Below are 16,981 nucleotides of genomic sequence, written 5' to 3' on the forward strand. Positions count from 1 at the left end.
TGCCATGAGCCACGCAGAATGAGCCATATCGATCCGGCGAGCGACACGCTCGACCATTTCCGGGGCGACGATTTTTCGCCCTATCGCTTCTTTTCCGCAGAAGACTGGGCCCGGTTCCGCGCCGATACACCGCTGACGCTGACCGAGGAGGAGGTGCGCCGGCTGCGGTCCCTGAACGATCCGGTCGATCTCGGCGAGATCCGTCGCATCTATCTCGCATTGTCGCGCCTGTTGTCGACGCATGTGGAATCGTCGCAGCTGCTGTTCAATCAGCGCAAGAGCTTCCTCAACATCGACCAGGCCTGGAAAACGCCCTTCATCATCGGCATCGCCGGTTCGGTGGCCGTGGGCAAGTCGACCACCGCCCGTGTCCTGGCTGAGCTTCTCGCGCGCTGGCCCTCGAGCCCGAAGGTCGATCTCGTTACGACGGACGGATTCCTGTATCCCAACGAGATCCTGCTTCGCGAGAACCTGATGGAACGCAAGGGGTTTCCGGAAAGCTACGACGTCAGCGCGGTCTTGCGTTTCCTCTCGGACATCAAGGCCGGCCAGCCCAATGTGAAGGCGCCGAAATACTCGCACCTGACCTATGACGTGCTGCCCGACGAATTTACCGTCATCGACCGTCCGGATATCCTGATCTTCGAGGGCATCAACGTGCTGCAGGTGCGCGATCTGCCGGAGGACGGCAAGATCGTGCCTTTTGTGTCCGACTTCTTCGACTTCTCGATCTATATCGATGCGGATGAGGAGGACATTCACCGCTGGTATGTCGAGCGGTTCATGCGCCTGCGCGAGACGGCCTTCCGCAATCCGGAATCCTTCTTCAACCGCTATGCCTCGATCGCGGAAGAGGCGGCACGCGCCAAGGCCGAAGACCTGTGGGCCAACATCAACCTCAAGAACCTGAAGCGCAATATCCTGCCGACGCGCCCCCGCGCCGATCTGATCCTCCGAAAAGGACCGGATCACCTCATCGAGCAGGTGGCGCTTAGGAAGCTGTGAGATCCGGCGCGCGGCTTGCAGTCATCTCTCCCCGCAGGCGAACGAACAGCCATGTCGTCAGCAGCGCGGGCGCGATGAAGCCGAGCGACAGAAAAAGCTCGTTTGTCAGGACCATGATGTAGGGGAAGCACCACACCCCGCCCAGCAGCAACAGGTTCGGACGCTTCAGCCGAAACAGGAACCACGCTATCGCCAGATAGAGTGGCAGGCAGTCGTAGGTATATCCGTAAGGCGTCGCCAGGACGACGAGCACGCCGGTCAGTGCGACGCGGCTTCCGTGATCAAGCATGTTCTGCCGGTGCCAGAGATAGATCGTCAGCCCGACGGACAGCACGATCACAGGCAGCTGGGCGGCATAGGCAAGACTGACATCGGAGCCGAGCGAGCGCAGCAGGACGAACGCCGTGGTTGCCTTGGCGTGGTACCCCTGCGGAAAGGGCGCCTCCATGATGCGGATCATGAGCGGACGCGTAACCTCGAAGAATTCGGTCCAGACGTTAAAGCCGAATGCGAGCCCGGTGACGATGATGATCAGCACGGTCGTTGCAGTCGCCGACAGGATGGCCCTGACGTTCCAGCTGGCAATGAGGCAAAACGGGACGAGAAGCCCGAGATGCGGCTTGAGTGTCAGGAGCCCGAACAGGACACCGGCGATGATCGGCCGTTTCGGCGCCAGCACGAGCCCGCCGATCAGGAATGCCGCCATCAACGCATCGTTTTGGCCCAGCGACAGATTGGTGATGGCCGCGGGACTGAAGACGACGAAAAAATGGGCGAGCTTCGGAAGCTGAAATTGTTGGACGGCAAGGTGCCAGACATAAAGCGTTCCGGCCGACCAGACGATGTAGGCAAACCAGATGGGAAAAAGAGCGAGCGGCACGCCGAGCAGCAGGAGGCTCGGAGGATAGCTCCATTCCTGATTCGTCAGGTCGAGCCCATGAAGCCGGCTGATTTCCCTGCGATATGTCTCCGGGTCGAATATGAGATCGAGCTTGCCTTCGATCACGAGTCTCGACCCGGACCAGAGATTGCTGAAGTCCCAGTATGGGAGCCGCAAGTTGACCGGCGAAATGCCGTCCTCAACGAGATACCAGACCAGTGCGTAGTCTATGATTCCAATGATGAAGGCATAGGCGGCAATGGCAAAAGCGATACGTGACTGCAGCTGCGTGAGATTGTTTTTCGGCGGGTTCACCGCGAAAGACTGGGGCATGGCATGAATGTTTCGGTCGTGATCGAGGACACGCCGATTAAAAACGAGAAACCTAAAAAAATGCCTAGTAAAAATTGCTCGCGCTAATTCAGGGTTTGGTCACTCGTCGCAACGTCAGGTTGATCCTGCCGCCGTTCTTCAAAAGCGTGGACGTCGCCGGATAGATCCGGTCGACGCCGTGATAGACCAGTCGTCCCGCGCCACCCATTACGACGATATCGCCGCTTTCCAGCCGGAACGAGCGCGAGGGTGAGGGCCGCTCGACCTGGCCGACCCGGAACAGGCAGGCATCTCCGAGCGAGACGGAGAGGACCGGCGCGTCAAGATCGGCCTCGTCCTTGTCCTGATGCAGTCCCATCCTTGCGTCCACGGTGTAGAAATTGATCAGGCACGCCTCCGGCGGATAATCGCAGCCGGACAATTCGTTCCAGAGGTCGAGGAGGCGCGGGGGGAAATGCGGCCATGATCTGCCGGTCTCCGGATGAGAATTCTGGTACCGGTAGCCCTTGCGGTCGGCGACCCAGCCGAGAGGACCGCAATTCGTCATCCGCACCGAAAAGGGCTTGCCGCTTCTCGGCATCACCGGGACGAACAGCGGCGCCGCTTTGACGATATCGCGGATATCGGAAAGCAGCGCCTCCTGGTTCTGCCGGTCGAGGAAGCCGGGAATGTGGCGAACGCCCTTCGGCAACACCATCATCACTCCGTCTCCTCCTGTCGGTACATCAGCAGGGGGCAGGACGCCCGCCTTGCCTGACGAATGCGTTCACGCCTTGTCGAGTTCCGGAATGCGCAGCACCTGACCCGGATATATCTTGTCGGGATGGCTCAGCATGGGACGATTGGCCTCGAATATCACCTTGTAGTGCTTGCCGTTGCCATAGGCCTTCTCCGAAACGGCCCAGAGTGTGTCGCCCTTTTCGACCGTGTGGAGCTTCGGCTCCCTGGCGGGCGTGGACGCCTTGACCAACTCGGTCATGTCGGTTGCCGTCAGGGACAGGCCCGAATCCGGCGGTACGATCTTGAGTTCGGAGGCCTCGACCTTGGAAATGCCCAGCGTATTGCCGACGGCGACGACCACCTTCTCGAAGATCGACTGGTCCTCGACAACACCCTTGACCACGACCTTGTCGCCCTCCACCGCCACGTCGACCTTGTCGGTGCCGAGCTTGTGCGTCTCCAGCTCCTTCTTGATCTCTGCGGCATCCGGCTCATCGCTGCCGCCGATTCCGAGCTTCTTGCCGGCATTCTTGATGAAGTTGAAAAGTCCCATTCCATTCCTCCCTGGCTGATGAAGCGAGATAAGCACGGCAATTCGGCCTTGCCAACAAATTACAGGTAGATCCTGCTAGTCGTCGCTGACCCGTCCGCGCTTGGATTTGACATCCGCGCGGATCGACTTGGCCTTCAGCCGGCGCTCGACGGCGCCGCGCGAAGGGCGTGTCTTCTTCCGCGGCGGCGGCGGTGGCTCGGAGGCCTGGTCCACGAGCTCGACAAGCCGCTCGCGGGCATCGGCCCGGTTGCGTTCCTGGGTGCGATGGCGGTTCGCCTCGATGATGATCACGCCGTCCTTGCTCACCCGGCGTCCTCCGAGGCGGATCATCCGCGCTTTCGTCATCGGCGCCAGGCTGGGCGAATTCCGGATGTCGAAATGCAGCTGAACGGCCGTGGAGACCTTGTTGACATTCTGTCCGCCGGGACCGGCGGCCCGAATGAAGTTCTCCGTCAGTTCCCAGCCTTGGATGACGATGTTGCGGGCGGCGTAAAGTGGATCTGTGCTCATGCGGGCAATGTTGCCATCCGCCGTGACATGCGGGCAAGGGTGCGGGCGAGGGAAAGCGAGTACCAGACCGCGCCCAGAAACCATCCGAGCGCCCAGACGGTGGCATATACCACCTTCAACAGCAGCCGCCCGAGCCGGAACGAGCCCTTGCCGAGAAGTTTGAGAACGCCGGCGGTCTTGTCCCCGGTCCTGGCCGAAAGCTTCGCGATGCGCCCGAGATCCGCGGGTGTATCGGCATGGGCGAGTGCGCGCACCGATGCCTTCAGTCCGCCCTTGCCGGCAATCGTCTGTGTCGCGGCAGCCATTTCGGCCAGTTCCTGCGCGGGACCCGCCCGCAACACACCGTCGAACCGGCGGACAAGCGCCGACTTGTCGGCCGCTTTCAGACCCTGCTTGTCGGAGACCTTTAGGATGCGCGCCGATCCGCTTTTGCGCGCCATCCGCACGATCCTTGTCGAACCGCCGGAAATCGCGGCCTTCAGCGCCTCGACATCGACGAGGCGCGTGAGCGTGCGGCCAAGCGTCTTCGAAAGCCGCGCACTCATCTTGCCGGTGCGCTTGGCCGTCTTCAGCACCGAGGCGCCGACATCGATCGGGCCGGATGGCAGAACGGTTGCAATTCCCACCAGCGAAAGGCCGAGAACCAGCCTGTCGTAATCCTGGCCCGATATGGCGCGGGGGCCCTGGATGAGAATGTCGCGTATATCGCCCACGATCATGAAATCCGAAGAGACGGCGCCGGCGAAACCCGAAACACCCCTGACGTCTCCGGTCACGAACCCGCGTGCGAACTGGGCGCTCTCGCGGATCGTCCGTTCAGCCGGTGTCTCGACGGTGCGGGCGACGAGATCGGGATCGAACGCATGGCCCTGCGCTTCGCCGATCGCCACGATCTGCCGGGCATCATCGAACTCCGCCGCGTCGATGGCTTCACTGATCTCCCGTTCGAAATCCGATTTCGGCAGGTTGGCGAGGCGGTAGCTCGCGATCGCATAGGGCTCGTCATAGTCGAGCGCCACCTTCGCGACCTGGTAATAGGGTGACGAGAAGAAGCCGATTGCCGCGGTCACCAGCCCGCATGTGCCGACTATCCACCTGATGCGCCGAAACAATTGCCGCAAACCCCTCTGCCCTGTCCTCAACAGACAAGCAGGCAATGACGGCGAAATTCAGGTTCTGTCCAACCGGCGGGCTAGTGGGATGACGGGGGCCAAAAGAACAGATGCCGCCGTATTGTGCGAACGGCGGCATCTGCCTTCCTCCTCAAGGCGGGAGAAGTGTTCCCGGACGGTCCTTGCTACTCGGCGGCGGCCTTCAGGCCGGGAGCGGCGTCGAGCACCGAACCGTCGACATAGTTCTCGAACTTCGCGAAATTGTCGGCGAACATGCCGGTCAGGCGCGAAGCCAAGGCGTCATAGGCATCCTTGTCGGCCCAGGTCGAGCGCGGATCGAGGATGGAACTGTCGATGCCTTCCACCGCGACCGGCACCTGGAAGCCGAAATTGGGATCGGTGCGGAACTCGACATCCTTGAGCGAACCGTCGAGCGCTGCGGTCAGAAGTCCGCGCGTCGCCTTGATCGGCATGCGCGAGCCCACGCCATAGGTGCCGCCGGTCCAGCCGGTGTTGACCAGCCAGCAATCGACCTTGTGTTCGCCGATCAGCTTGCGCAGCAGGTTGCCGTATTCGGACGGATGGCGCGGCATGAAGGGTGCGCCGAAGCAGGTCGAGAATGTGGCTTCCGGTTCGGTGACGCCCTTCTCGGTGCCGGCCACCTTGGCGGTGTAGCCCGACAGGAAGTGGTACATCGCCTGTTCGGCCGTCATCCTCGCGATCGGCGGCAGGATGCCGAAGGCGTCAGCCGTCAGCATGATGATGTTCTTCGGGTGTCCGGCGCGGCCGGTTTCGCTGGCATTGGGGATGTAGTGCAGCGGGTAGGCGCAGCGGGTGTTCTCGGTCAGCGAGCCGTCGTCGAAGTCGGGGACCAGGTTCTCGTCGAGCACGACGTTTTCCAGAACGGTGCCGAAGCGCTCGGTGGTGCCGTAGATTTCGGGCTCCGCCTCGCGCGACAGGCGGATGGTCTTGGCGTAGCAGCCGCCCTCGAAGTTGAAGATGCCGTCCGCACCCCAGCCATGCTCGTCGTCGCCGATGAGGATGCGCGAGGGATCGGCGGACAGCGTGGTCTTTCCGGTGCCCGAGAGGCCGAAGAAGACTGCAGCCTCGCCGTCATGGCTGACATTGGCCGAGCAGTGCATCGGCATCACGCCGCGCTCGGGCAGCAGGTAGTTGAGAACGGTGAAGACCGATTTCTTCATCTCGCCGGCATAGGAGGTGCCGCCGATCAGCACGATGCCCTTGTCGAAATTGCAGGCGATGACCGTGCCGGAGCGGCAGCCATGGCGCTCGGGATCGGCGGTGAAGCTCGGCAGGTCGATGATGGTGAGCTGCGGCACGTAGCTTTCAAGCGCGGCCCGCTCGGGGCGGATCAGCAGATTGCGGATGAACAGCGAATGCCAGGCATATTCGGTGACGATGCGCGAGCGGATGGAATTCTCCGCATCGGCGCCGCCGATCAGGTCCTGCACGAAGAGGTCCCTGCCGGCTGCGTGTGCCACCATGTCCTGATGCAGCCGGTCGAAGGCTTCCGGGTCCATCGGCTTGTTGTTGTCCCACCAGACGGTATCTCGCGTGGTGTCGTCGCTGACGACGAACTTGTCCTTGGGCGACCGGCCCGTATGCTGGCCGGTCAGCGCGCGAAGGGCGCCGAAGGCCGTCAGGCGAGCCTCGCCGCGTGATACGGCGAGTTCGACGAGTTCGGCTTCTCGCAGATTGTATCTTACGACCGCGGCGTCGGTAATTCCGGCACGGTCGATTCCCTCCGCGGGATTGCGGGTTCCAAACTCTTCGAGCATTTTCTTTCCTTCGTGCTGAAGCTGTCTTGGGAAGCAGCCCAAATCTGAAATTCGCGCGGACCATAGTGGCAACGCGCCACAGGGACAACATATCTTTCATCGAAAAATCAATGAAATCAATAAATTAATCGATTTAAAAAATTTCAGTTCCGGTTAAATCGGTTTAACTGGGCGTTGTTTTTCCCCTGGAAGCAATCAAGGGTATGGATGACCGGCCAATCGTCGAATGACACTTACGTAAAACTGTGCCACATTTTGTTCCCAGTTTATCCTCATGGACGCATGTGGCGGCTTCGCGAAGCGGCATGATCGTGCCGGTCCGCGGGCGTGTGGGGCGCGTCCAAGAGGTAGGCCTGAAAATGATGGAGTTTGAACAGATGCAGACCATCGCGCTCGTCGATGACGACCGCAATATCCTGACCTCGGTGTCGATCGCTCTGGAGGCGGAAGGATATCGCGTGGAAACATATACCGACGGGGCATCGGCGCTCGACGGCCTGGCGGCACGCCCGCCGCAGCTGGCGATCTTCGATATCAAGATGCCGCGCATGGACGGGATGGAGCTTCTCCGCCGCCTGCGCCAGAAGTCGGACCTGCCGGTGATCTTCCTCACCTCGAAGGACGAGGAGATCGACGAACTCTTCGGGCTCAAGATGGGCGCCGACGACTTCATCACCAAGCCGTTCTCGCAGCGCTTGCTGGTCGAGCGGGTCAAGGCCGTGCTGCGCCGCGCGGCCAGCCGCGAGGGTGCGGCCCAGGGGCGCGCCACGGCCACGCCGTCCAAGACGCTCGAACGCGGCCACCTCGTCATGGACCAGGAGCGCCATACCTGCACCTGGAAGGACCAGCCGGTGACGCTGACGGTCACCGAGTTCCTGATCCTGCAGTCTCTGGCCCAGCGTCCGGGCGTGGTCAAAAGTCGCGATGCGCTGATGGATGCGGCCTATGACGAACAGGTCTATGTCGACGACCGCACCATCGACAGCCACATCAAGCGGCTGCGCAAGAAGTTCAAGGTGGTCGACACCGACTTCGACATGATCGAAACGCTCTACGGGGTCGGTTACCGCTTCCGCGAAAGCGCCTGAGGCAGGGTGCGGCTAGCGGGCCGGTGACGCCCCGGATCGGAAACGATGGCGATTGAAGCAGAGGACATGGAGAGCGCTCCCGGCGGCAAGGCCCGGGCGGGCCGGCGTCCCGCCGGGTTCACCCGGCTGGTGACGATGGTGCGTCGCCTCTTTGGCCACGTGCTGTTTTCAAGCCTGACGCGCCGTATCCTTTCGCTCAACCTGCTGGCGCTCTTCGTTCTGGTGACCGGTATCCTCTACCTCAACCAGTTTCGCGAAGGCCTCATCGATGCCCGCGTCGAAAGCCTCCTCACCCAGGGCGAGATCATTGCGGGTGCGATTGCGGCCTCCGCGTCCGTCGATACCAACTCGATCACCATCGATCCCGAAAAGCTGCTCGAACTGCAGGCCGGGCAGACCATCAAGCCTTCGAGCAGCGACAGTCTCGATTTTCCGATCAATCCGGAACGCGTCGCCCCGGTGCTCAGGCGCCTGATTTCGCCGACGCGCACGCGCGCCCGCATCTTCGACGAGGATGCGAGCCTGCTTCTGGATTCGCGCTATCTCTATACATCCGGCCAGGTGCTGCGCTTCGACCTGCCATCCGCCGAACCCGACACGTTCAGCTTCGACGACCGTATCTGGGCCTGGTTCAACCGGCTGTTCCAGCGGCGCGACCTGCCGCTCTACCGCGAGCCGCCGGGCGCGGACGGCACGATTTACCCGGAAGTCATGAACGCGCTGACGGGAAGCCGCGGCGCGATCGTGCGCGTCAACGAAAAGGGCGAGCTGATCGTCTCCGTCGCGGTGCCGATCCAGCGTTTCCGGGCCGTCCTCGGCGTGCTGCTTCTCTCCACCCAGGCTGGCGACATCGACAAGATCGTCCATGCCGAGCGGATGGCGATCTTCCGTGTCTTCGGTGTGGCGGCGCTGGTCAACGTGATCCTCTCGCTCCTGCTTGCAAGCACGATAGCCACCCCGCTGCGTCGCCTGTCGGCTGCTGCCGTCCGTGTCCGTCGTGGTGCGCGCGAGCGCGAGGAGATCCCCAATTTCTCGGCGCGCCAGGACGAGATCGGCAACCTCTCCGTGGCGCTGCGCGACATGACCAACGCATTGTATGACCGCATCGACGCGATCGAGAGCTTCGCCGCCGATGTCAGCCACGAGCTCAAGAACCCGCTGACATCCCTGCGCAGCGCGGTGGAAACCCTGCCTGTGGCGCGCACGCCGGAATCGCAGAAGCGCCTTCTCGACGTCATCCAGCACGATGTGCGTCGCATGGACCGGCTGATCAGCGATATTTCGGATGCCTCGCGTCTTGATGCCGAACTCGCCCGCCAGGACAGCGCCATCGTCGACATGCGCAAATTGCTCGGTGACCTCGTCGGCATCGCCAGGCAGGTCGGTCGCAAGGATCGCACGGTCGATATCTCCTTCCACGTCGACGGCAAGGCTGACGACAAGACCGATTTCCGCGTCTATGGCCACGATCTCAGGCTTGGCCAGGTGATCACCAACCTGATCGAGAATGCCCGGTCCTTCGTGCCGCAGGATTCAGGCGAGATCTCCGTTCATCTCTCCCGCCGGCGCAACAATATCCGCGTCAGCGTCGCCGATAACGGACCGGGTATCCGGGCAGAAAATATCGAACGCGTCTTCGAGCGCTTCTATACGGACCGGCCCGACGGTGAGGATTTCGGCCAGAACTCCGGCCTGGGCCTGTCGATCAGCCGGCAGATCATCGAGGCCCATGGCGGCCGGCTCTATGCCGAGAACATTCCGCTGGAGCCGAAGCCGGCCAGGGGCAGGAAGGCCGCAAAGGCGCCCGCCCCCGATGCGGATGAGCGCAGATGGTCCGGCGCCCGGTTTGTCGTCGACCTGCCGGCGGCCGACATCTGATGAATGACCCCGCCCTCACGCTTGCCGAGGGAGCGCCGGTCCATGCCACGGCGGTGGTGATCGGCGAGCGCGGACTTCTCCTAACCGGCGCTTCGGGTTCGGGCAAAACCACCACCGCCCTGCGTTGCATGTCCTCGGCGCGGACCACTGGAACCCACGCGGCCCTCATCGCCGATGACGGCGTGAACCTGGCGGTTTCGGGCGGCCGGGTGATTGCCCGTTGTCCGCAGCCTATAGCCGGCAGGGCCGAAATCCGCGGAACCGGCATCTTTTCCTTTGCCTGGCGGCAAAGCGCGGTTCTCGAGGCCGTCGTCATGGCCGCAAGCCCGGAAGGCGCCGGACGCCTCCCGCCCGACGATGAATTCTGCATGATCGGCACGTGCCGGTTGAAACTCATTCGCGTCGACTACCGTTCACCTGTCGACCCCCTGCAGGTCATCCTGTCGGCTCTCGCGGCGAAGCCGTGAGTCGGCGCAAATTGCCGCAGTGCGAAAAAAGACGGTTTGATGACATTTGGTCTTGAATATCGTCGCTGTCTGGCCAAGATGGCGAGCCTGTTGAACCGGCCTCGCGGACAGTGACGAAACCTGATCCGCGTTCCGCACCGGTAGGACATATGTGGAGGCAGAATGATCGGTCTGGTGCTTGTCACCCACGGCAAGCTCGCTGAAGAGTTCCGGCATGCGCTGGAACATGTGGTCGGACCGCAGTCGTCTTTCGAGACGGTCTGCATCGGCCCCGAAGACGATATGGATCAACGCCGTCTGGATATCGTCGAAGCGGTCTCCCGCGCCGAGGATGGTCAAGGTGTCATCATCCTGACCGACATGTTCGGCGGTACGCCTTCCAATCTCTCCATTTCCGTCATGGAAGACGGTCGCGTCGAAGTCATTGCCGGCGTCAATCTTCCGATGCTCATCAAGCTTGCCGGCATTCGCGTCGGCGGTGACATGCAGCGTGCGCTGCAGGAAGCCCAGGAAGCCGGGCGCAAATACATCAATGTGGCCAGCCGGCTGCTGACGAGCAAATAATGACCGGTGAAGGCACATCGCGGGAATTCCCCATTCGCAACAAGCGCGGCCTGCATGCCCGCGCTTCGGCGAAATTCGTCCAGGTTGCCGAGGGCTATGATGCCGATGTGAAGGTGTCGCGCGACGGCACCACGGTCGGCGGCACCTCCATCATGGGGCTGATGCTGCTTGCGGCCTCGCCCGGATGCAGCATTTTCGTCGAGGCGTCCGGCCCGCAGGCCGAGGATGTGCTCGATGCACTGGAAAAGCTGGTTGCCGATCGTTTCGGCGAAGAGGAGTAAGTCGCCGGCACCGTCTTGATGCAAGCCTCATCAAGACATAAAGACATCTTTATGTCATGGTTGCCAGTCGCGGCAAATCCTGTTATTTGAGCGCCCAAAGTTACCCGCCGGATCCGCTGGCCGGGCGCGAAAATATTGCCGGAGACTTCCATGGCTCAATCCCCCGATTACAAGGTCGCTGATATCGGTCTCGCCGATTACGGCCGCAAGGAAATCGTCATCGCCGAAACCGAAATGCCGGGCCTGATGGCCAGCCGCGCCGAGTTCGGCGAGAGCCAGCCGCTCAAGGGCGCCCGCATTTCCGGCTCGCTGCACATGACCATCCAGACCGCCGTGCTGATCGAGACGCTGGTCGCTCTCGGCGCCGAGGTCCGCTGGGCTTCCTGCAACATCTTCTCGACCCAGGACCATGCCGCCGCGGCCATCGCCAAGGCCGGTATCCCGGTCTATGCGGTCAAGGGCGAGACGCTCGAGGAGTACTGGACCTATACCGACCAGATCTTCCAGTGGACCGATGGCGGCGTCTCCAACATGATCCTCGATGATGGCGGCGACGCCACCATGTATATCCTGCTGGGCGCCCGTGCCGAAGCCGGTGAGGACGTGCTCTCCAACCCCGGTTCGGAAGAAGAGGAAGTTCTCTTCGCCCAGATCAAGAAGCGCCTGGAAGCCTCCCCCGGCTGGTTCACGAAGCAGCGCGCCGCCATCCGCGGCGTGACCGAGGAAACCACCACCGGCGTGAACCGCCTCTACCAATTGCAGCAGAAGGGCCTGCTGCCTTTCCCGGCCATCAACGTCAACGACTCCGTCACCAAGTCGAAATTCGACAACAAGTACGGCTGCAAGGAATCGCTGGTCGACGGCATTCGCCGCGCGACCGACGTGATGATGGCCGGCAAGGTCGCCGTTGTCTGCGGTTACGGCGATGTGGGCAAGGGCTCGGCCGCTTCGCTTTCGGGCGCAGGCGCCCGCGTCAAGGTCACCGAAGCCGATCCCATCTGCGCACTTCAGGCGGCCATGGACGGCTATGAAGTGGTTCTGCTCGAGGATGTGGTGAAGACCGCCGATATCTTCATCACCACCACCGGCAACAAGGACATCATCCGTCTCGACCACATGCGCGAGATGAAGGACATGGCCATCGTCGGCAATATCGGTCACTTCGACAACGAGATCCAGGTGACCTCGCTGCGCAACTACAAGTGGGACAACATCAAGCCGCAGGTCGACATGATCGAGTTCCCGGACGGCAAGCGCCTGATCCTGCTTTCTGAAGGCCGCCTGCTGAACCTCGGCAACGCCACCGGTCACCCGTCCTTCGTCATGAGCGCCTCGTTCACCAATCAGGTGCTCGGCCAGATCGAGCTTTTCACCAAACACGGCGAATACGACAACAAGGTCTTCGTGCTGCCCAAGCACCTCGACGAGCATGTCGCCCGGCTCCATCTCGACAAGCTGGGAGTCAGGCTGACCGAGCTTTCCGAAGAGCAGGCCGCCTATATCGGCGTGAAGCCGGAAGGTCCCTACAAGCCGGAACACTACCGCTATTAACCAATAGTTCATAACCTACTACATCTTGTGTGCGCGCTCTTGACAAAAGGGCGCGCATCTCTTTTTGGCACACTTGGTCTTCACCGTGATTCGACAAACCGGTATGTTTTTGAGGCGATGATTCGCGCGGGATTGGACGCGGCCCTCATGAACATGACCGGGCCGACGCGCGCATCGCCCGGCAGGGGACCAAATCGATGACGGCTAAATTGCAGTCGGGCGGGACAGATGACCAGGCGCCCGGCCACGCCGGGGATTCGGTGCGGCTGAAACGGTTGCGCAGCTGGCTTGCGGCCGGCATCGCCTTGCCCGCCGTCTTCCCCGCGCCCGCACGTGCCGCCGAGGACGTCGCCAAGCTTTCGCTCTCCACGCTCGACGTCGTGAATTTCGCGATGGTCATCGGGGCGGTTTCCGCCGCCATGATCTCGGCGATCTGGCTGATCAGGGAACGCGGCCGCACCGATGCGGAAAACCGGGAGCTGCGGGCCTCGCTCGCCGATGCGAATGCCCGTGCTGCGCGCTACCAGTCCCTCATCATCGATCGCAATCGCCGCATCATCATCTGGGAAGGCGTGGGCGTGCCCGCCGAAATCCTGGGCACGCTGCCGCCGGAAATCGGCGCGCCCGACGAGGTCGAGGGGTTTCTCGCCTATTCCGGCTGGTTGAGCCCGACATCGGCGCGGGCGCTCGAAAGCGCTTCCGAAAAACTCCGGTCGAATGCCCAGAGCTTCGATATCACGCTGGAAACCAATACCGGTCAGGTCCTGGAAGCCCAGGGCCGTGTGGCCGGCGGCCGGGCCTTTATCCGTCTTGTGGCATTGTCCAACCTGCGCGCCGAGCTGGCGGAGTTGCGCACCGAACGCGACCGTCTGCTCGTCTCCGTCGATCTTCTCCAGAACATGCTCGACATCATCGACATGCCGGTCTGGCTGCGCGATGCCGATGGCCAGCTGCGCTGGGTCAACGAGGCCTATGCCGAGGCCGTAGAGGGCGAAAGCCGCCAGGACGCCATCGATCGCAAGCTCGAGCTTCTGGGGTCCGCCACCCGCGAACGCATCCGCATGTCGGTCACGCCGGAGCGGCCTTTCCTCGAAAAGGTCTCGACCGTCGTACGTGGCCATCGCCGCTTTCTCGAGGTCGCCGACGTCAAGACGGCCGCCGGGCAGGCGGGACTGGCCCTCGACGTGTCGGAGATCGAGGATGTGCGCGAGGAACTCAAGCGCACGCTCGGCAGTCATTCGGACATGCTCGACCAGCTTGCGACCCCGGTGGCGATCTTCGACCGCGAGCAGCGCCTGCAGTTCTTCAACCAGGCCTTCCTCAAGCTCTGGGATCTCGATACCGCCTATCTCGAACGCCGCCCCGACAATGGCGAACTGCTCGAAAAGCTGCGCAGTCTCGGAAAGCTGCCGGAGCCCCATTCCTGGCGCGACTGGAAGGAACAGGTGCTCTCGGTCTATCGCTCAGTCGATACCGAGCCGCAGCTCTGGCACCTGCCGGATGGCCAGACGCTCAACGTCATTGCCAATGCCCATCCGCTGGGCGGGGCCACCTGGATTTTCGAGAACCTGACCGAACAGGTCGATCTCGAGGCGCGCTACAACACGCTGGTCCGTGTGCAGGGCGAAACCATCGACCATCTGACCGAGGGCGTCAGCGTTTTCGGTCCCGACGGCAAGATCAAGCTGTCCAACACCGCCTTCCGCTCGCTCTGGGGGCTCACCGAGGCTGAAACCAGGCCAGGCACCCATATCCGCGAGATCGCCAATCTCTGCCAGGCCTCGCACGACAAGGCCGATGGCTGGCCGCTTCTCACCTCAGCGATCACCGGTTTCGACGAGGATCGCAGCACCCGCGAAGGGCGGCTTGAGCTCAATACGGGGCTGATCCTCGATTACGCCGTCGTGCCGCTGCCCAACGCGCAGACGATGATCGCTTTCGTCAACGTGACCGATTCCGTCGGTGCGGAGCGGATGCTGACCGAGAAGAACGAAGCGCTGCGCAAGGCCGATGCGCTGAAGAACGATTTCGTCCAGCACGTATCCTACGAACTGCGCTCGCCGCTCACCAACATCATCGGCTTCGCCGACCTGCTCTCCACGCCGACGATCGGCGAACTCAACGACCGCCAGCGCGAATATGTCGAGCATATCGCGGCGTCCTCTTCCGTGCTTCTGACCATCGTCAACGACATCCTCGATCTTGCCACGGTCGATGCCGGCATCATGAAGCTCGACCTCGATCACGTGGAGATACCCGAGCTTCTCGAGGAAGCCCGCGAGCAGATCAACAGCCGCCTCAAGGAGAGCAGCCTTCAGATCGTCATCCGCGACGAACAGGCGCCGGAATCCATGGTCGGCGACCATCAGCGGCTCAAGCAGATTCTCTTCAAATTGATGATGAATGCCGCGAATTTCGCGCCCGAAGGCTCGGTCATCGAGCTCGAATGCGCCCGCGAGGACGGCGAAGTCGTCTTCCGCGTCTCGGACAACGGCCCCGGCGTGCCCGAGGACATGCGCGAAACCCTCTTCTCGCGCTTTTCCACCGGCTCGCAGTCGGGGCGCAAGCGGGGCGCGGGCCTCGGCCTGTCGATTGTGGAGAGTTTCGTCGGCCTGCACCACGGCACCGTCATGATCGAGAACCGGGTAAAGGGCGGCGCAACCGTTACCTGCCGGTTTCCTCTCAATCCGCAAGTAAGCCGTGACGCGGCTGAATAGTCCCGGGCGCATGTCTGAATATCGCACCGTCATCCATCTCCCCGACGAGGCTGCCACGCTCCGCCTTGCCGAAGATATCGCGCTGGCCCTGGCTCCCGGCGATTGCCTGGCGCTTTCGGGTGACCTGGGCGCCGGCAAATCGACGCTGGCGCGCGGCATTATCCGTGCGATTGCAGGTGACGATCGGCTGGAAGTGCCGAGCCCCACCTTCACGCTGGTCCAGAGTTACGATCTGCGGGTGCCGGTCAGCCATTTCGACCTCTATCGTCTGGGATCGGCCGACGAGCTTGACGAGCTCGGCCTCGACGAGATCCTGGAAACCGGTGCCGCCCTTGTCGAATGGCCCGAGCGCGCCGAGGGCACCCTGCCGGGTGACGCGATTTCACTGTTTCTGACAGGCGGAGACGAGGGCCGGGATATCGAGATCTCGGGCACGGGGCCCTTTCTCGAACGTTTCATCCGATCCCGCGTCGCTCGCGATTTTCTCGATGCGAACGGCCATGAGGGCGTGCGGCGCCGGTTCCTGCTGGGTGACGCGTCGGCGCGCTCCTATGAACGCATCGGCGACGGCAGCCTCATCCTGATGAATGCGCCGCGCCGGCCTGACGGTCCGCCGGTACGTGACGGCCTGCCCTATTCGCAGATCGCTCATCTGGCCGAAGATGTGAAACCCTTCGTGGCCATCGACCGTCTGCTGCGCGAATGGGGCTTTGCCGCTCCGCGCATTCCCGCCGCCGACATGGCGCACGGCTTCCTGCTGGTCGAAAATCTCGGCAGCGAGACCCCGCTCGACGAAAAGGGCGAGCCCGTGCCGGAGCGTTATGTGCAGGCCATCGACGTGCTGGCGGCCCTGCATGCCAAGGGCGTGCCCGGTCCGATCATGCTGCCCGACGGCGAGACCTACGAGATCCCTCCCTATGACCGTCGGGCGCTCGGAATCGAGGTCGAGCTTCTGACCGACTGGTACCTGCCCTACAGGACGGGCTCCGAGGTCGAGGGCCGGATTCGTGAGGACTATCTTGCCCGCTGGCAGGGGCTCTTCGACGCGCTGGAAAGTGCCCACAAGTCACTGGTGCTGCGTGATTTCCATTCACCCAATATCATCTGGCGGCCGGAAGAGACGGGCATCGATCGCATCGGTCTCATCGATTTTCAGGATGCGCTGATCGGCCCTTCCGCCTATGACGTCGCCTCGCTGGTGCAGGATGCCCGGGTCACCGTGCCGGAGCCGCTCGCCCGGATGCTGCTCGCCCGCTACGAGGAGCAGCGCCTGATGGCCGACGGCGGCTTCGATCCGGATGCCTTTCGCCGGTCCTATGCGATCATGGCCGCACAGCGCGCCGCCAAGATCCTCGGCATCTTCGTCCGGCTCGACAGGCGCGACGGCAAGCCGGCCTATCTGAAACATCTGCCGCGGATCGAAGCCTATATGGCCCGCTCGCTGGAGCATCCGGCACTTGAGCCCTTGCGTTCGTGGTTCGCAAGCGCTGGAATTGCCACCGCCGATTCGTGACACGGGGAGT

The 16,981-nt window shown here is 62.5% G+C and carries 15 protein-coding genes; 9 read left to right on the forward strand and 6 right to left on the reverse strand.

Annotation, left to right across the window (positions count from 1 at the left end; genetic code table 11):
• Positions 1-18 precede the first annotated feature (18 nt).
• The gene (coaA, locus tag E2A64_RS01450; RefSeq protein ID WP_133282670.1) at positions 19-1,005 is read left to right on the forward strand and encodes a type I pantothenate kinase; all 987 of its coding nucleotides are present in this window, start codon (positions 19-21) and stop codon (positions 1,003-1,005) included.
• Here coaA and E2A64_RS01455 read toward each other — a convergent pair.
• The 6 genes from E2A64_RS01455 to E2A64_RS01480 all read right to left on the reverse strand — a co-directional run bounded on the left by E2A64_RS01455 (position 992) and on the right by E2A64_RS01480 (position 6,912).
• Positions 992-2,218, reverse strand: a complete 1,227-nt coding sequence (locus tag E2A64_RS01455; RefSeq protein ID WP_133282671.1) for a glycosyltransferase family 87 protein — start codon at positions 2,216-2,218, stop codon at positions 992-994. The genes coaA and E2A64_RS01455 overlap by 14 nt on opposite strands.
• A gap of 88 nt (positions 2,219-2,306) precedes the next feature.
• Positions 2,307-2,918: an alpha-ketoglutarate-dependent dioxygenase AlkB family protein gene (locus E2A64_RS01460; protein WP_133282672.1), complete on the reverse strand. Its 612-nt coding sequence runs from the start codon at positions 2,916-2,918 to the stop codon at positions 2,307-2,309.
• A 66-nt stretch (positions 2,919-2,984) separates the two neighbouring features.
• Complete coding sequence (gene lysM / locus E2A64_RS01465) at positions 2,985-3,491, reverse strand: peptidoglycan-binding protein LysM (RefSeq protein ID WP_133282673.1); 507 nt, start codon at positions 3,489-3,491, stop codon at positions 2,985-2,987.
• Positions 3,492-3,566: 75 nt separating this feature from the next.
• Positions 3,567-4,001, reverse strand: a complete 435-nt coding sequence (gene arfB / locus E2A64_RS01470) for an alternative ribosome rescue aminoacyl-tRNA hydrolase ArfB (protein ID WP_133282674.1) — start codon at positions 3,999-4,001, stop codon at positions 3,567-3,569.
• On the reverse strand, positions 3,998-5,071 hold the full coding sequence (locus E2A64_RS01475) for a hypothetical protein (protein ID WP_133282675.1): 1,074 nt from the start codon (positions 5,069-5,071) through the stop codon (positions 3,998-4,000). Before E2A64_RS01475 ends, arfB begins: the two co-directional genes overlap by 4 nt.
• 227 nt (positions 5,072-5,298) lie before the next feature.
• Entirely contained in the window at positions 5,299-6,912 is a 1,614-nt protein-coding gene (locus E2A64_RS01480; RefSeq protein ID WP_133282676.1) for a phosphoenolpyruvate carboxykinase, read from the reverse strand.
• A 377-nt stretch (positions 6,913-7,289) separates the two neighbouring features.
• Between E2A64_RS01480 and E2A64_RS01485 the strand changes: the two genes are divergently transcribed.
• From E2A64_RS01485 to tsaE, 8 genes are all read left to right on the forward strand, one after another.
• Positions 7,290-8,000, forward strand: a complete 711-nt coding sequence (locus E2A64_RS01485; protein ID WP_133284202.1) for a response regulator transcription factor — start codon at positions 7,290-7,292, stop codon at positions 7,998-8,000.
• Between the two features lie 45 nt (positions 8,001-8,045).
• A complete protein-coding gene (locus E2A64_RS01490) occupies positions 8,046-9,878 on the forward strand; it encodes a sensor histidine kinase (protein WP_133282677.1) in 1,833 nt (610 codons plus the stop codon).
• The gene (locus E2A64_RS01495) at positions 9,878-10,345 is read left to right on the forward strand and encodes an HPr kinase/phosphorylase (protein WP_158285657.1); all 468 of its coding nucleotides are present in this window, start codon (positions 9,878-9,880) and stop codon (positions 10,343-10,345) included. The genes E2A64_RS01490 and E2A64_RS01495 overlap by 1 nt, the downstream gene beginning before the upstream one ends.
• 162 nt (positions 10,346-10,507) lie before the next feature.
• Complete coding sequence (locus tag E2A64_RS01500) at positions 10,508-10,909, forward strand: PTS sugar transporter subunit IIA (protein WP_133282679.1); 402 nt, start codon at positions 10,508-10,510, stop codon at positions 10,907-10,909.
• Positions 10,909-11,190, forward strand: coding sequence for an HPr family phosphocarrier protein (locus E2A64_RS01505; RefSeq protein WP_133282680.1), 282 nt, complete (start codon positions 10,909-10,911; stop codon positions 11,188-11,190). The genes E2A64_RS01500 and E2A64_RS01505 overlap by 1 nt, the downstream gene beginning before the upstream one ends.
• Positions 11,191-11,340: 150 nt before the next feature.
• Complete coding sequence (gene ahcY, locus E2A64_RS01510) at positions 11,341-12,741, forward strand: adenosylhomocysteinase (RefSeq protein WP_133282681.1); 1,401 nt, start codon at positions 11,341-11,343, stop codon at positions 12,739-12,741.
• Between the two features lie 197 nt (positions 12,742-12,938).
• Positions 12,939-15,458, forward strand: coding sequence for a sensor histidine kinase (locus tag E2A64_RS01515; RefSeq protein WP_133282682.1), 2,520 nt, complete (start codon positions 12,939-12,941; stop codon positions 15,456-15,458).
• Between the two features lie 10 nt (positions 15,459-15,468).
• A complete protein-coding gene (gene tsaE / locus E2A64_RS01520; RefSeq protein WP_133282683.1) occupies positions 15,469-16,971 on the forward strand; it encodes a tRNA (adenosine(37)-N6)-threonylcarbamoyltransferase complex ATPase subunit type 1 TsaE in 1,503 nt (500 codons plus the stop codon).
• Positions 16,972-16,981: the final 10 nt, after the last annotated feature.

Origin of the sequence: Pseudohoeflea suaedae (assembly GCF_004354915.1) — a bacterium.
GTDB lineage: Bacteria > Pseudomonadota > Alphaproteobacteria > Rhizobiales > Rhizobiaceae > Pseudohoeflea > Pseudohoeflea suaedae.

Excerpts from the sequence above, each read along its gene's own strand:
- coaA (WP_133282670.1), top strand. The coding sequence starts at position 19 with ATGAGCCATATCGATCCGGCGAGCGACACGCTCGACCATTTCCGGGGC.
- E2A64_RS01455 (WP_133282671.1), bottom strand. The coding sequence starts at position 2,218 with ATGCCCCAGTCTTTCGCGGTGAACCCGCCGAAAAACAATCTCACGCAG.
- E2A64_RS01460 (WP_133282672.1), bottom strand. The coding sequence starts at position 2,918 with ATGATGGTGTTGCCGAAGGGCGTTCGCCACATTCCCGGCTTCCTCGAC.
- lysM (WP_133282673.1), bottom strand. The coding sequence starts at position 3,491 with ATGGGACTTTTCAACTTCATCAAGAATGCCGGCAAGAAGCTCGGAATC.
- arfB (WP_133282674.1), bottom strand. The coding sequence starts at position 4,001 with ATGAGCACAGATCCACTTTACGCCGCCCGCAACATCGTCATCCAAGGC.
- E2A64_RS01480 (WP_133282676.1), bottom strand. The coding sequence starts at position 6,912 with ATGCTCGAAGAGTTTGGAACCCGCAATCCCGCGGAGGGAATCGACCGT.
- E2A64_RS01485 (WP_133284202.1), top strand. The coding sequence starts at position 7,290 with ATGCAGACCATCGCGCTCGTCGATGACGACCGCAATATCCTGACCTCG.
- E2A64_RS01490 (WP_133282677.1), top strand. The coding sequence starts at position 8,046 with ATGGCGATTGAAGCAGAGGACATGGAGAGCGCTCCCGGCGGCAAGGCC.
- E2A64_RS01495 (WP_158285657.1), top strand. The coding sequence starts at position 9,878 with ATGAATGACCCCGCCCTCACGCTTGCCGAGGGAGCGCCGGTCCATGCC.
- E2A64_RS01500 (WP_133282679.1), top strand. The coding sequence starts at position 10,508 with ATGATCGGTCTGGTGCTTGTCACCCACGGCAAGCTCGCTGAAGAGTTC.
- E2A64_RS01505 (WP_133282680.1), top strand. The coding sequence starts at position 10,909 with ATGACCGGTGAAGGCACATCGCGGGAATTCCCCATTCGCAACAAGCGC.
- ahcY (WP_133282681.1), top strand. The coding sequence starts at position 11,341 with ATGGCTCAATCCCCCGATTACAAGGTCGCTGATATCGGTCTCGCCGAT.
- E2A64_RS01515 (WP_133282682.1), top strand. The coding sequence starts at position 12,939 with ATGACGGCTAAATTGCAGTCGGGCGGGACAGATGACCAGGCGCCCGGC.
- tsaE (WP_133282683.1), top strand. The coding sequence starts at position 15,469 with ATGTCTGAATATCGCACCGTCATCCATCTCCCCGACGAGGCTGCCACG.